The sequence below is a fragment of the Cryobacterium sp. CG_9.6 genome (assembly GCF_029893365.1).
GTDB lineage: Bacteria > Actinomycetota > Actinomycetes > Actinomycetales > Microbacteriaceae > Cryobacterium.
Map to the genome: position 1 here is coordinate 1,124,693 of NZ_JARXUZ010000001.1, position 15,816 is coordinate 1,140,508.

The 15,816-nt window shown below is 60.3% G+C and carries 7 protein-coding genes; all 7 read left to right on the top strand.

Features of this window, described 5'->3' with window-relative positions; translation table 11 throughout:
* Window positions 1-4: 4 nt before the first annotated feature.
* Genes H4V99_RS05135 through H4V99_RS05165 form a run of 7 tightly spaced genes read left to right on the top strand, consistent with a single transcriptional unit; the run spans window position 5 to window position 15,527 of the window.
* Window positions 5-622, top strand: a complete 618-nt coding sequence (locus tag H4V99_RS05135; protein ID WP_280676119.1) for a DUF1819 family protein — start codon at window positions 5-7, stop codon at window positions 620-622.
* A 5-nt stretch (window positions 623-627) separates the two neighbouring features.
* Window positions 628-1,218, top strand: coding sequence for a DUF1788 domain-containing protein (locus H4V99_RS05140; protein ID WP_280676121.1), 591 nt, complete (start codon window positions 628-630; stop codon window positions 1,216-1,218).
* 4 nt (window positions 1,219-1,222) lie between these two features.
* Window positions 1,223-4,717, top strand: coding sequence for a BREX system P-loop protein BrxC (gene brxC / locus H4V99_RS05145; RefSeq protein ID WP_280676123.1), 3,495 nt, complete (start codon window positions 1,223-1,225; stop codon window positions 4,715-4,717).
* Window positions 4,718-4,733: 16 nt separating this feature from the next.
* Entirely contained in the window at window positions 4,734-8,306 is a 3,573-nt protein-coding gene (gene pglX / locus H4V99_RS05150) for a BREX-1 system adenine-specific DNA-methyltransferase PglX (protein WP_280676125.1), read from the top strand.
* Window positions 8,299-10,794, top strand: coding sequence for a BREX-1 system phosphatase PglZ type A (pglZ, locus tag H4V99_RS05155; protein ID WP_280676126.1), 2,496 nt, complete (start codon window positions 8,299-8,301; stop codon window positions 10,792-10,794). The genes pglX and pglZ overlap by 8 nt, the downstream gene beginning before the upstream one ends.
* Before the next feature lie 12 nt (window positions 10,795-10,806).
* Window positions 10,807-12,954: a BREX system Lon protease-like protein BrxL gene (gene brxL / locus H4V99_RS05160; protein ID WP_280676127.1), complete on the top strand. Its 2,148-nt coding sequence runs from the start codon at window positions 10,807-10,809 to the stop codon at window positions 12,952-12,954.
* Window positions 12,955-12,959: 5 nt separating this feature from the next.
* Window positions 12,960-15,527 carry an AAA family ATPase gene (locus H4V99_RS05165; protein WP_280676129.1) on the top strand — a complete coding sequence of 856 codons (2,568 nt, stop codon included), beginning with the start codon at window positions 12,960-12,962 and terminating at the stop codon, window positions 15,525-15,527.
* Window positions 15,528-15,816 lie beyond the last annotated feature (289 nt).

Genomic DNA, 15,816 nt, shown 5'->3' on the forward strand with positions numbered 1-15,816 from the left:
GGATGTGACTGCGCGTGCTTCGCGCTATCGACTCTCCTTCACTGTGGGCGGGCTCTTCTCCCAAGAGGCGATCATTGCGGCTCCTCTGTTCCTTCAGAGTGGCGACTGGCACGCAGTTCGATCAGCAATTGACGCGGACAATCTGCTTCAGGCACGTACTGTCTCGTCGGGGCGAAGACGCAGTCGCGAACTTGTTCAGCGACTCGCGGAGCTGACGCCGGAGGAGTTGGAACTGTTGATTGATGGGACGGCCACTGAACGTGGCTATCTGATGTGGTTGGCGACATGTCGACGGTACGATTTAGTTGGGGAGTTTGCGGAGGAAGTGGTCCGCGAAAGGTTCTTGGTCTTGACACCGACTCTTGAGCCTGAGCATTTCGAGTCGTTTTTACGGGGGAAATCTGTGTGGCATGAAGAATTGTCTTCGCTGGCCGAGTCGACGCGGCGCAAGCTGCGCACGACCGTGTATCTAATGTTGCGCGAGGCGGGGCTCTTGTCGGTCTCGGGCGAGATTTTGCGGTGTTTGCTCTCGCATCGGCTGGCGGGAGTGTTTGACAAGCGCACGCCGAGTGATGTTCGTTTCTTCCCGGTGACGGTTGAAATGGCACGAGGTGGACGGTGAAGGATATGAACTTGTCGAAGCAGGAAGAGCACCTTTTCTCGGTGCTCAGTGGTCAGCGATTCCTGCGGATGGAGGGCCTCAGCAATGAAGTTCCGTTTTTCATCTACCCGTACGACGCCGAGGATGCGCTCGCGGTCGCTGACTCCAAGAAGCGGATCAAGAGGCGGTTGGCGAACAAGGGCATCGAGGTTCGCGAGGTGAACCTCTATGACCTGTCGGTGGAGATACTCAAGGTGCGCGGAGACTGGGATGAAGTGCTCGAAGTCGAGCCGCAGCTGGACAAGGCCGAATTCACGGAGATGCTGCAATCGATGCTCAATCCACAGCAGCATCTGGCTCCGGCGATCCGAGAGAAGATCGCCGACGGCGCCTTCGACATACTCTTCCTCACGGGCATCGGCGAGGTGTTTCCGTACATACGCTCGCACAACGTGCTGAACAACTTGCAGAGTGTGGTCAGTGGCAAGCCGATGCTCATGTTCTTCCCGGGACGGTACGAGCAGTCCGACACCCTCGGGTCATCGCTCGTCCTGTTCGGACAATTGATGGACGACCAGTACTACCGAGCCAAGAACATCTTGGAACAGGAGGCTTGACTCGATGAATCACAACGCGATCTTCGCCAAGGACGTGCAGCGCCCGATTGAGGGTGTTATTAAGGCTGATGACACCGCTCACCTCAGCACAGAGGTCGACGAGTACGTCTTGACGAATGAGGCAGCCAAGGGCCTGGAACTTCTGCTCGAGGCCTACACGAACTACTCCAACGCTAACGGCGTGTGGATCTCGGGTTTCTTTGGCTCGGGCAAGTCGCACCTACTCAAGATGCTCGCCCACCTACTCGGTGATGTAGAGGGACAAGACTTCGCGCGCGAGCGCGTTTCTGAGAGCTTCGGTGTGAAGGCACATGGAGCGTTCTTACCCGCCCTGCTCGGGAAGGCCGCCCGGATCCCGGCGAAGAGCCTCCTGTTCAACATCGACCAAAAAGCGAACCTAATCAGCAAGGACCAGTCGGATGCCCTTCTGAAGGTGTTCGTGAAGGTTTTCGATGAGTCTCGTGGTTACTACGGCGACCAAGGGCACATTGCCCGATTTGAGTGCCAGATGGACGAGGAAGGACAGCTGGAGGCGTTCAAGGAAGCCTTCCATTCCATCTCGGGCCGAGACTGGATCAAACGTCGAGCAAGCTTCGGGCTCCCGACGGTTCGCAAGCAGGTCAATGAGGCCTATGCGCAGGTCACTGGCGTGGATATTTCGAGCGCTCCGGACATCCTTGCGACCTATCAGGCAACCTATGCGGTCTCGATCGAGGACTTCGCCGCTGAGGTGAAGGCGTGGATCGACAAGCAGGAACCCGGTTACCGGCTGAACTTCTACGTCGACGAGGTAGGGCAATTCATCGGGTCGAACACGCACCTGATGCTGAACTTGCAGACGATTGCGGAATCTCTGAACACAAAGTGCCAGGGTCGGGCGTGGGTGTTCGTAACGTCGCAAGAGGACATGGACAAGGTCGTCGGCGACCGCACCAAGCAGCAAGGCAACGACTTCTCGAAGATCCAGGCCCGATTCAAGACCCGGGTGAAGTTGACGAGCGCCGATGTCGAAGAAGTAATTCGCAAGCGCCTGCTGGAGAAGAACACGCAGGGCGCTATTGCGCTCAGCGCGATTTACGCGGCGGAGTCAGCCAACTTCAAGACCCTGTTCGATTTTGTCGACGGCGCGAAGACGTACCGCAACTACACGGATGAAAGCCACTTCGTCGGGACATACCCGTTCGTGAGCTACCAGTTCCCGCTGTTCCAGGCGGCGATCGAGGGCATCTCCGATCACAATGTTTTCGAGGGTCGCAACAGCTCAGTCGGTGAGCGGTCGATGCTCGGCGTCGTGCAGCAGGTTGCTAAAGACATCGGCGACGTCGAGGTCGGTACGCTCGCCACCTTCGACCACATGTTCGCGGGTATCCGCGCCTCGCTAAAGTCAGCCGCGCAACGTTCGATCGATGTTGCCGAGCGCAACCTCGACAACGAGCTGGCCGTGCGCCTACTCAAGGCGTTGTTCTTGATCAAGTACGTCGAGAGCTTCCAGGCCACCGCGCGCAACCTCACCGTGCTGGTCTACGACCGGTTCGGCCTGGATCTGCCCGCTCTGGCGAAGCAGGTGCAGGATGCTCTGACGCTGCTGGAGACCCAGACGTACGTGCAGCGCAGTGGCAACATCTACGAGTACCTGACCAACGAGGAGCAAATGATCGAGGAGGAAATCAAGAACGTCGAGATCGACGCCTCAGAGGTCCCCGGTCGCCTGTTCAAGATTCTCGCTCAGGATGTCGTGCGCACAAGCAAGCTGCGATACGCAAAGAATGGGCAAGATTTCGCCTTCGGCTACAAGCTCGACGACCAGGTATACGGGCAGCAGCGCGAGCTGTCGGTGCACTTCATCACCCCTGAGTATCCGTACGACGCCCAGACGATCCGGGCACACAGCACCGGGAAGGATGAGCTCCGCGTGATCCTTGAGCCCGATGAACGGGTGCTCTCGGATCTTCGGTTGCTCATCAAGACCGAGAAGTACACCAAGCGCAAGCAGACTACTTCCCTCTCGGCGGTCGAAGACCAGATCCTGCGCTCGAAAGCCGCGCTGAACGTAGAGCGCGAGAAGGAGCTCATCGAGCGCATCCGTCGCGCGGTAGGCAAGGCCGACCTTGTGATCAACGCAGCCGACGTTGCCTCGGGCTCGCAGGACGCGATCGCGCGGGTCACCGATGGGTTCCAGAACCTTATCGCCCGCACCTACACTCAGCTCAGTCTGCTCGGCGGCACGTGCTACACGGAACAGCAGGTCGGCGGGTTCGCCAACCCCGACCAGTCGGGGCTGATCGATGATCCGTCCTTGTCGAAGCTCGCCGCGCCCGGTGAGGAGGTTCTCTCGCACGTACTTCGACGCGACCGACTCGGCGAGCAGGTCACCGTGAAGTCGATCGTCGACACCTTCCAGACCAAACCGTATGGTTGGGATCTCGCCTCGATCGAGGTCGTGATCGCTTGGCTCGTCGGGGCCTCGAAGATCACTCTCACCGTTGATGCGAACGCCCTCAAGCGCAGCGAGGCAGCCGGCGTGCTTCGCAACACGCAGAAGCACTCGCACACCGTCGTTGGGCCGCAGAAGACGTTCGACGAGCGTAAGGTCGCTGCGTTCCGCTCCTTTTGCACCGATTTCTTCGACGAGGCCACAGCGCCCAGAGACTCGCTCGAACTCGCCCGCCACGGTAGCGATAAGTTGCGCGGCAAGCTCGACGAACTGAAGGCGCGGGTGACCGGATCCAGGTACCCGTTCGTGTCCCAGCTTGCTGGGTCGATCTCGATTCTTGAGCAGGTGGTCGGTAAGCCCGACGAATGGTACCTGTCTGAGTTCGCACTCGGCGATGAGCTCCGCGACGCCAAGGAGAGCGTGATTGATCCCATCCAGGCGTTCCTCGGCGGTGGGCAGCGAGTGATTTTTGACGACGCGGCCGAACTGTTGCGGTCGAACGTCAGCAACCTCGGGTATCTCCCCGCAGACAGCGGCGAGGAGGTCACGGCTTTGCTCGGTGACCCTCAGGCGTTTCGCGGCAACCGCATGGCTCAACTCAAGCAGGTAGCCGACGCCCTCCGAGCTCGCATCGACGCGGTCCTCGCGGCGAACCGTGCAGCGGCTATTGCCGAGATCGAGGCACGAAGGACTTCGCTACGCGGCAGCACGATCTACCGCGACGCAACTGACGACGCGCAACTGCGCGTCATCAGGACGGTCGACCAGCTGATCGCCCGCATCAGCGGCGAGCGGCAGATCGCGCTCGCCCGCGAACTGGGGAATGGCTTCGAGGAGGACGTCTACCCCTCGCTGCTCGACCAGCTTGCCGCTGCCCCTCGCGTTACCGGTGGGACTGACGATCCGCCACCTTTGCCGATTAAGCGGACCGTCTCGGTCAAGACGATCACGGCCACCGGCGTGCACGGCGTGCTGGAAACGTCCGAGGACGTCGACCGGTACGTCGCAGCACTTCGAGCGTCGCTAATCGACGCCCTCAACAACGGAAAGCGGATCGCCCTGTAATGGAAAAGACACAGTGATGGAAACCGCACCCCTCAAATCCTTCGCCACTTGGGCGCGCACGGCCCTGATCCGTGAAGTCAACGCGCGCATCGTCGCGGTGCTCGCTCCGGCATCCAAGGATCGAGTCGAAAGTGCCAGCGCGGTCGCCGCACTCGAACGCGACATTGCGGCTGCGGGCGGCGACGAAACGGGTCGGGCCGCCGTCGTTGACAAGGTCGCCTACACCTGGTTCAACCGCATCATCGCGCTGCGGTTCATGGACGCCAATGGCTACACCGGCATCGGTATCGTCTCGCCCGCACGTGGGCAGACCACCGGGCAAACCGAGGTATTGGCCGACGCGAAGCGTGCCAACATCGACCCCGCCGTCGTCACAAACAAGCGCACCATCGAAACGATCACGGCGCTGCTCGACGGCACGCGGCGCAGCGACGACCCGCAAGGCGAGGCATACGCTCTACTGCTGGCCGAGTACTGCCGCCACTGGAACCGCTCGATGCCGTTCATGTTCGAGCGCGAAGGCGACTATACCGAGTTGCTCATCCCCGCCAACCTCCTCGCCGACGACTCCGTGCTCGCCCGCGCAGTTACCGTTCTTACCGAGGACGTCTGCCAGGATGTCGAGGTCATTGGCTGGCTCTACCAGTTCTACATCTCGGAGCGGAAGGACGAGGTAATCGCTGGGTTCAAGAAGAACAAGAAGGCGGGCGCCGCCGAGATTCCGGCTGCGACCCAGCTCTTCACCCCGCACTGGATCGTCCGCTATCTCGTTGAGAATACCGTCGGAAGGCTCTGGCTGCTCAACCGACCGAGCTCCCGAATCGCTGAGCAGATGGTGTATTACATCAAGCCGGTTGATGAAGAGAGCGATTTCGTCAAGATCGCCACTCCTGAGGAACTGAAAATTATCGACCCTGCAGCAGGGTCAGGCCACATGCTCACCTATGCATTTGACCTCCTCTACGCGATTTATGAGGAAGAGGGCTACGCGCCCGCCGACATTCCCGAGCTAATTCTGCGGCACAACCTTTATGGGGCCGAGATCGACCCCCGTTCGGGCGCTCTGGCGGCGTTCGCGCTCGCGATGAAGGCGCGGGCGAAGCAGCGAACATTCCTCGCAAAGGGCACCCAGCCGAACATCTGCTCGCTGGAGGCGATCCGCTTTGACCAGGCAGAACTTGACTTCCTCTGGTCCCTCACCGGAGGTGCAAACATCTCTCGGGCTGGCGCGGACGAGTTTTGGCTCACTTTCGAGCACGCCGATACTTTTGGGTCACTCATCCGGCCGAACGGGGCGCTCGAAGGACAGGTGCGCGCCGCGATTGAGACAGCTGACTCCGACGACCTGCTGACTGGGCCAACAGTCACGAAGGCGGCTAAGGTGCTTGCACAAGCCGCCTACCTATTGCGGCAGTATGGCGTGGTCATCGCCAATCCGCCGTACATGGGCATCGGGAACATGGGCGAGCAACTGACTGCGTGGGTCAAGCAGAACTACCCCGATGAACGTCAGGACTTGTACGGCTGTTTCGTCGCCGCTGGTATTTCACTGGCCTCGAGCGGTGCCGTCGTTGGGATGATCACGGGTGACACCTGGTTGTCGATCAAGAGCTTTGAGGGTCTCCGTGTGCGGCTGTTAACTCGGGCACGACTCGAGGCATTGGTCCACATCCACGATGTCTCGAACCACTCGGACATCTTCGGCGCGAACACCGCATTCGTCGTCACCGTAGGAGCACGTGCATCGGCACGCACTGTGTTCATCCACCTGAGCGACCTGAGCCAAGAGTTGAAGAAACAGAAGCTCCTCGCGGCCCAGCGCGACCAGGGGGTGCCTTGGCGCTACGACGTCGACGCATCCATTTTTCAAGCGCTGCCAGGAACGGTACTGGCCTTCCGGTTGCCCGGCAAGCTCCAGGAGTCATTTGCGGCAGGTGTACTCCTGGGCGATCGCTATTCCGCAATGAACGGAATGACGACCGGCGAGAACGCGCGCTTCCTTCGCCTCTGGTACGAAGTGTCGGCCGATCGCACAATGCTCGATGCGGCGGATGCAGCGGAGGCCCTCGTTAGTGGTGTCCGGTGGTTCCCTTACAACAAGGGCGGCGGCTATCGAAAGTGGTACGGCAACGCAGAGTATTTGATCAATTGGGAAGACGACGGCCGCGACGTCATTGGGAACGGCCGGGCCTTCACGCGGGGACGCAAGTACTACTTTCGACCGATGGTCTCCTGGGGGAAGGTGAGCAGCGGTGCCCCATCTTTTCGGTACTATCCACCCGGATTCCTGTTCGATGTTGCGGGTACTGCTATGTTCCGCGAACCCGAAGTGGAACTCCTCGACGCGCTTAGCTTTTGCAACTCGGTCGTGGCTCAGCACTTCCTTGCTGCACTGTCGCCAACCCTCAATTACGAGTCAGGCCAGATCTCGTCCCTCCCGCTGCTTCCCGGCCCCAAAGAGCGTAGGCGTGAGATCGCTCGCCAATTGGTCGCGATCGCGAAGGCTGATTGGGACAGCGATGAGACCGCGTGGGGATTCGAACGCCCCTCGCTGCTCGGCGGTGTGCTGCCGACAGAGCTACGCAGTGCCTTCCGAATCGCTGAGGAATCGTCTCGCGCCACAACCAGCGTCGTCCAAACGCTCGAAGAAGAGAACAACGCACTGCTTATTACGGATTACGGGATCGACGGTGACGTTCCCCCTGACGTCGCGAGCGACCGTATTGCGCTTCGAGGCAACGCGGTCAACCGTTTCGGTGCAGGACGCACTGAGTCCCAGTACTCGGAGTTGGCTACGGCCGCGAGAGTATCGGATCTCATCTCGTATGCTGTCGGTTGCATGCTGGGCCGGTTCAGCCTCGATGAGCCGGGGCTGATCCTCGCCAACCAGGGCGACACGCTGCGGAACTATGTGGCGAAGGTGGCGATCCCGTCGTTTCTTCCCGACAAGGACAACGTCATCCCGATCGTGGACGGCGACTGGTTCGAGGACGACATCGTGGCGCGGTTCCGGCAGTTCCTGCGGATCGCGTTCGGTGAGCAGCACTTCGAGGAAAACCTGCGCTTCGTTACCGAGTCGCTCGGTGTGAAGGATCTGCGTGACTACTTCGTGAAGTCGTTCTACAAGGACCACGTCCAGCGGTATAAGAAGCGCCCGATCTATTGGCTGTTCTCAAGCCCGATGGGCTCGTTTAATGCGCTCATCTACATGCACCGCTACACGCCATCGACGGTCTCGACGGTGCTGAACGAGTATCTGCGTGAGTTTAAGGCGAAGCTGGAGGCCAGCCGGCAGCATCAGGAGCGCCTCGCACTAGGTACAGGAGCGCCCCGCGAGAAGGCCGCGGCCCAAAAGGAGGTCGATCGCATGCGCAAGGTGCTGCTCGAACTCGACGAGTACGAGCACGACGTGCTCTACCCACTCGCCACTCAGCAGCTTGCCATCGACCTCGACGATGGCGTCCTAGTGAACTACCTGCGCTTTGGGGGCGCTCTCGCGCCGATCCCCGAAATTGAGAAGAAGCGGGCCGAGGTCGAATCGTGGTCATGGCCTCAACACCAGCGGAGGGGCGAAGTCGATCATGGCTGAGGCGTCGACCATCCGGGAGCATCTTGCGCGCCGGTTCTCGGCGCAGCGCATCGTCTTCTGGCACGATCCAGAGGGCGATTACGCGAGCGAGCTCGACGCCCTCGGTCTGGATGGCGTCGAGCCGGTTCGCGTTGAGAACAACGAGTACGCGGTGAAGAACCGGCTGCTGCATGTCGCACCGAAGTCCAAGTTTCTCGTCTACCGCTCTGGATCTGTCCCGACGGGGGTCTCTAACTGGCTGCTCGACCTCGAACTGGCCTACGGAGTGTTCACCGCCGACCGCACGTCATTGCTACAGCAGGAACTTGGCCTGACCGCGGACGGCATCGATGAGGTTGTGCGTACCCACGAGAAGTTCTTCCGGGCTGCGAAGCGCGTGCAGAGCCTCAAGGCGCTGCTCGACCCAGACGACGATGCTGACAAGCTGCGGGCGAAGATGTTGGCCGTGCTGCTCGGACAGCGCGAGCACAGCCTGCTTGAACTCACGCGCACGCTGCTGATCGAGAACGCGGCCGGCGGTGACGCGAAGTACCGTGCGCTTGTCGACTACGGGCTCGACGAGTTCCACTGGAAAGGTGCAGATGCGATCTACGGCTACGCATCGCCGAGCCCGAGTGTCGACGACTTCGTGCTGTGGGTGTTCCGGCGGGCGATCGACGGATTCAAGTCGGATCGCCCGGGTGGGCTGCGCAATATCCAGCTTGACTTCGCGAGTATGCGCAACGACCGTCGCAGCACGGACGCACTCACGGCACTCGCCAGGCGCGCGGCGTCGGATCTCGACTACGCGAGCAGTGTCGAGGACGCCACGTTCCGTGACCTCGCGGGCAACGATCTTTTCGAGGAGGTCGAACGCAAGATCATCAGCGATCTCGCCCATGCCGTCGCCGAGCGCACGGTCACGGCGCGCGACGTCAGCGACGTCATTCGAAGTCGCCAGAGCAGCATTTGGATCGACGGTTACCGCAAGCTGTACGCGGCCATCGGCAGTGCGTCCGAGCTGCTGAACGAATTGGCGACGTTGAAGCTTACGGTGTCGTCGTTTGATGAGGGGCTCGATCGCTACCGGCGTGAGTGGTTCCGCATCGACCAGCTCTACCGGCAGTTCGTTTTCGCCGCCCGTACGGCGGAGCACTCCGGGCCGTTGGAAGCTCTGCGTGCCGAGGTGGAGAAGTTCTACTCGAACAAGTTTGTCTACGAGCTGGGCAACGCATGGCAGCAGCAGGTCGATGCGGTGGATCGGTGGCGTTCGTCGGTGCTGCGGCCCCAGACCGCGTTCTATGCGGAGCATGTCGCGCCGCTGATCCGCGATGGCCGTAAGAAGGTCGTCGTCATCATCTCGGATGCTTTGCGCTACGAAGTCGCCGAAGAACTCGGCACGCGCATCCGACAGGAAGATCGGTTCGACGCGACACTAGACGCCGTACTCGGGGTGCTGCCCAGCTATACCCAGCTCGGTATGGCCGCCCTCCTTCCGCATAAGACGATCGGACATTCGAAGAAAGGCGATCCGGTACTGGTCGACGGGCAGCGCTCCGACGGCACGGCAAACCGCAACAAGGTGCTCTGTGCTGTTGACGGCAAGGCTATCCAGGCAGAAGACGTGCTGTCGCTCTCCCGGGAAGAGCTGCGTGAGCTCTATGCGCAGCACCAGGTGCTGTACGTGTACCACGATCGCATCGACGCGACCGGCGACAAGGCCCGAACCGAGCGCCAGGCCTTCGAGGCCGCCGACGACACCCTTCGCGAACTGGTCGATCTCGTCAAGCGTCTCACGAACGCCAACGCGACCAACATCCTCATCACGGCCGACCACGGGTTCCTGTTCCAGGACACCGCACTCGCCGATGCGTTCTACCTCTCCACGCTCCCACAGGGCGATGAGGTCACAGTCACCAACCGTCGATATGTGCTCGGTCGGGCACTGAAGGACGACCCCGCATTCCGCACCTTCGAACCAGAGCAGGTCGGCTTGGACAGTGATCTTCAGGTGCAGATCCCAAAGTCGATCCACCGGCTGCGCCTACCTGGTGCTGGTTCGCGATTCGTGCACGGCGGCGCTGCTTTGCAGGAGATCGTAGTGCCTGTGCTGACGATCAACAAGAAGCGGAAGAGCGACACCCGACTGGTCAACGTCGAGGTGCTGCCGGAGTCCGACAAGATCACCACCGGCCAGGTCGTCGTGAAGTTGTTCCAGTCTGAGCCGGTGAGTGAGAAGGTGCGGCCTCGGACGGTGCGCGCAGGTCTCTTCGTCGGTGAAACGTTGATCTCGAACGAGCAGGAGCTCACGTTCGACCAGGAGTCGACCGACAAGCGTGACCGCTACCAAAGCGCGCACATGCTGTTGAGCCAGGACTCGACCGAGTTCAACAACCGCGCCGTCGAGTTCCGGCTCGTGGAGCGCATCCTGAATACCAACCAGTGGCGCGTGTATGCCAAGGCGATGTACACGCTGAAGCGGTCGTTCGCCTCGGACTTCGACTTCTAAGAACGGTGCACCATGACACCCGATGAAACTGCACAGCTAGATCACGCAGGCCCAGACACCGAAGTGCGATCGAGCGACGTGCCGCCGCAGAGCGAGCTGGATCGCAAGATCAATCGGTATTTCCCAGGGGTCGTGGTGCGCAAAGATCTGGTTAAGGCGGTCAAGGGCAACGCGATCGTGCCAACATATGTGCTGGAATACCTACTCGGGCAGTATGCGGCGTCCGATAATGAGGCCACCATTCAGGCGGGTATCGGCACGGTGCGGAAGATCCTCACCGACCACTACGTGCACCGAAATCAGTCTGAGTTGATCAAGTCAACGATTCGCGAGAGCGGCAGACACAAGATCATCGACAAGGTCACGGTCACCCTCAACGAGAAAGACGACGTCTACCAGGCAGAGTTCGCCAACCTCGGAATCAAGGGCGTGCTCGTCGAGCCCGCGACGATCAAAGCACACCCGAAGCTGCTCGTCGGCGGGGTGTGGTGCATCTGCGACATCGAGTACTTCCACAGCGAAGACTCACGCGTTGTGCCGTGGATTCTCGGATCGATCAAGCCCATTCAGATGTCGAACTTCGACTTCGAGGCCTACCTCACAGCCCGGCGCGAGTTCACCACCGACGAGTGGATCGACCTGCTCGTGCAGTCCATCGGGTTTAACCCTGAGTTGTTTGGCCGCAGAGCCAAGCTCATTCAGCTTGTACGGCTCATCCCGTTCGTGGAGCGCAACTACAACCTCGTCGAGCTAGGCCCCAAGGGCACCGGAAAATCACACATCTTCTCGGAATTCTCACCTCACGGCATGCTCATCTCCGGCGGCGAGGTCACCGTCCCGAAACTGTTCGTGAACAACGCCAACGGGCGCATTGGCCTCGTCGGTTACTGGGATGTCGTCGCGTTCGATGAGTTTGCTGGCAAGAAGAAGCGCGTGGACAGAGCACTCGTCGACATTATGAAGAACTACATGGCGAATAAGTCATTTTCCCGCGGCGTTGAGACTCTCGGCGCGGACGCGTCGATGGTCTTCGTCGGTAACACCTCACACACCGTGCCCTACATGCTCAAGAACTCTGACCTATTCGATGAGCTGCCAGAGAGTTACCACGACTCGGCCTTCCTCGATCGATTGCACCACTACATCTCCGGCTGGGAGATCGACACCATTCGCGGAGAAATGTTCTCAGACGGGTATGGTTTCGTCGTCGACTACATCGCCGAGGTTCTCAAGTCCATGCGCTCAGCGGATTACTCTGACCGCTATCAGCAGCAGTTCACTCTTTCGTCGGATATCTCGACCCGAGACAGAGACGGCATCCACAAGACATTCTCCGGCCTAATGAAGATCATGTATCCGCACGGTGAGGCGACCCGCGAGGAGATCGAGGAGATCCTGCGGTTTGCGATCGAAGGACGCAAGCGAGTGAAGGATCAGATCCTACGCATTGACTCGACAATGGCCGACGTCAAGTTCGGCTACTCGGACAGGGCCGGGGTGTGGCATCCGGTGTCGACACTGGAGGAGGGCGAATACCCGGCGTATTACCACCGGGAGCGCCGCCACAGCGCTGAACCAGCGGACGCTGCAGAACCGGCTAAGTCAGGCGGTGTGCTGCCAAAATCAGAGGCTTATGTACCGTTGCCAGAGCGGGCCGACGAGACACGGCTGTTCGAAGGGCATCGGGAGTTCCAGGAGAACCAGCGAGGAGTCTCGTACGATTCAGTACTCGTCCCTTACCTGCGAGGCGCCACGCAGATTACCATCACCGACCCGTACATCCGGCAGTTCCACCAGGCCCGTAACCTAATGGAACTCATCGAGGGAATTGCCACCACCAAGGACGCCGCGGACGAGGTTCGCATAATACTCATCACCTCGGAGAGCATCGAGGACGTGGACAAGGCTCGCAAACAGCTTGAGCTTCTTCTGAAGGTCAAGCAGGGCGCAGCAGTCGCGGGCATCAATCTCGACGTCGCATTTGACGACACGATCCACGACCGCTCGATTGTCACCGACACGGGCTGGAAGATTTTGCTCGGCCGCGGGCTCGACATCTTCCAGTTCGTCACCGGCGATGCCTTCGATCTCGCCACCAAGCTCCAGGAGTATCGCCAGGTCAAGGCGTTTGGCGTGACTTACATCCGCGAGGGAGAGTGAGTGACATGACCCTCGAAGATGACATTGTGTCGTGGTTGGCAGATCGCCCTGATTGGCAGAAGGATGTCGCCGCCCGGTTCTGCCGGAACGAGTCGCTAAGTGTTGAGGACGTTGCAGCCATTGCAGATCGCCTGGTCGCCGAAACCTACCCGGTGGCCGTGGGGATCACCGCCGCCGATATTCCAGGGTCGTCTGCCACGGGTGAGCCGGTCCGTATAGGAGCAGTGCTCGATATCCTCGGCGTCAATGCGCTTCTGCCCGATCAGCGACTGACTTTTGCTAAGTCTGGCCTCACGATCGTCTACGGTGACAACGCCAGTGGTAAATCGGGGTACGCCCGGCTGATTCGGCAGGCCGTTACAGCCCGCGTAAAGGCCGCCTTGCTAGGCGACGTGTTCGCGCAGCAGCGCCAGGATCAGCAAGCCACATTCGAATTCACGGTCGCTGATGCTCAGCACACCTGGAAGCTCGGCGACGTCAGCAGCCTGTCGCTCTCGTCGGTGCGCTTCTATGATGAGGAATGTGGCGACGCATACGTCACCTCGGCATCGGAGATCCACTACAGACCGTCCGCGCTAACCGTTCTGGATAGGGTCTCCAGCGCTTGTGATGCGCTCCAGCAAGAACTGAATTCTCGCCTCTCCGCGAACCAGCAGCAGCGGTCCGAGATGCCGCTGCTCGCCGAAGGAACGGTGGCGGCGACATTTCTGTCGAGTCTCAGCGCCGATACGGCATTGCCCGAGATCGACGAGGCCACAAAGCTGGCGGACGACCACGGCACGAAGCTTGCGAAGAATCTGACAGAGGAGGCTCGCCTTAAGGGCACTGACCCGAGCAAAGAGAAGGCCCGGCTGTCGAGTCTCGCAGCCCACTGGACGACAGTAAGAGACCATGTCGTCCGCCAGGAGGCCGCGCTGAGCGACGAGGCCCTTGCCGGCGTGCAGACGGACCACGCCAAGGCCGCCGAACTTCGAGAGGCAGCTACGATCGCGTCCGCGACGGGCTTCGACGCGGAGCCCCTGCCCGGCGTTGGTTCCGAAACGTGGAGATTCCTCTGGGAAGCTGCCCGTGCGTACTCCTTGTCGGAGGCGTACCACGATCACACCTTCCCTTTGGTAGGCGAGGACGCGGTCTGCGTGCTCTGCCAACAACCCCTCAGGGGCGAGGCAAGCGATCGGCTAGCGCGGTTTCAGGCGTTCATGAAAGATACGACCGAGCGCGATGCCTCGGCTGCCGAACGGACGATCTCGATAACTCGGGAGTCGCTCGTACAACTCACGACGCAACCGGCTCCACTCACGACGGCGCTTAGCCAACTACAGGCTGCCGGCCAAGACGTTGCATCGGTCGAGAAGTGGTTCACCGAGGCATACACAGTCGGCAAGTCCACAGTCAACTGGATTGATGGCACTGTCGACATCTTTCCCGTCGGAGTGGTTGACGGTTTCACCACCGCTATTCAATCAATGATCAAGACGTTCGGGGACCAGAGCGCAGCCATTGACGATTCAACTTTCCGTGCCACCTTGGATGCGCTCAGCGCCGACGTGCGCGAACTCCAGGCGAGGACGGCGCTGGCCGATGCCAGAGTCGCATTAGTGACCGAGGTCGACCGCCTCAAGTCTCGCGCCAAGATTGAAGCCGCAAAGCGCCTGACCGACACCACCGGAATTACGCGCAAAGCCACCGACCTCACGACTGTGCATGTCACGAGCATCGTAAGGGATCAGTTCACGCGCGAGACCGAGCGATTGCGCCTTCGCCGTGTCACGCTCGATCCAACAGGAGGAAGGAAGAACGTCACGCTTGAACACAAACCAAAGTTACTTGGCGCGACCGTCAAAGCACGTATTGATAGCGTGCTCAGCGAAGGCGAGCAGACTGCGCTCGGCCTCGCGGGTTTCCTTACTGAGGTGGAGTTTGACGGTTCGAAGTCAGCAATTGTGCTCGATGACCCGGTCTCATCGCTCGATGCAGGTCGTCGTTCACGAGTTGCCAAGCGTCTCGTTGAGCTCGCGCAATCCCGCCAGGTCATAGTTTTCACGCATGAAGCGACGTTTGTCAACGCGCTGAACAAGGAAGCTCGCGACCAAGGGGTCGAAGTGGCCGAACGCGCCATTGTTCGCGAGGGTGATCGGCCAGGCAAGGCGACCGACAAGCACCCCTGGAGCGTCAGGGATACGAGGGCTCGCATCGGTGAACTGGAGACCGGGCTGGCACGTCTTCAAAAGGATAGGCCGCAACTTGACTCGGACCAATATCAGAAGCGGGCGCAGGAATGGGGCGGCATGCTGTCCCAGGCTTGGGAACGGGCTGTGAATCTCGAAGTGGTAGGGGAGATCGTCAACCGTGGCACGAACGAGGTCAAGCCCCGAATGTTCCGTATGCTCGCAGCCATCACTGACAAGGATGATAGTGATTTCCAGGCTGGATACGCCAGAGCATCCGAATGGGCACCACGCCACGATCAGGCGCCTGAAACGAACTATATTCCAGCCGAGTCAGACGAGCTTGAAGCTGAACTCAAGCGGTTTCAGAGGTGGACCGAGCGCATACGCTCCTACAAAAAATAGAGGTACCTGCGATCACCGGGATCCGACGCAAGCAGTGGGTTCCCGGTGGTGCACCGGCGCAGTGGGCCGTTATCACTGGCCCTTGACAATTAAGGCCTAGACGTAGTCCAAGTGCGGTGTGCTAGGTCTCGGCGTTGGGCGGATGCGATGGTCAGCGTCGACGCATTTCCTACGTGCTCTCGGGCTGGGGCAACGTTTTTTCGTGCTGCTGATGATGTCAAGCGATCTGGTTTTCCTGACTGCGTTTCTGCCAAGAGCGCGACGCGACGGTGGTAGATTGCGGTCCCGC

Bases quoted from the DNA above. Each gene is read 5' to 3' on its own strand.
- H4V99_RS05140 (WP_280676121.1), top strand. From the start codon at position 628: ATGAACTTGTCGAAGCAGGAAGAGCACCTTTTCTCGGTGCTCAGTGGT.
- brxC (WP_280676123.1), top strand. From the start codon at position 1,223: ATGAATCACAACGCGATCTTCGCCAAGGACGTGCAGCGCCCGATTGAG.
- pglX (WP_280676125.1), top strand. From the start codon at position 4,734: ATGGAAACCGCACCCCTCAAATCCTTCGCCACTTGGGCGCGCACGGCC.
- pglZ (WP_280676126.1), top strand. From the start codon at position 8,299: ATGGCTGAGGCGTCGACCATCCGGGAGCATCTTGCGCGCCGGTTCTCG.
- brxL (WP_280676127.1), top strand. From the start codon at position 10,807: ATGACACCCGATGAAACTGCACAGCTAGATCACGCAGGCCCAGACACC.
- H4V99_RS05165 (WP_280676129.1), top strand. From the start codon at position 12,960: ATGACCCTCGAAGATGACATTGTGTCGTGGTTGGCAGATCGCCCTGAT.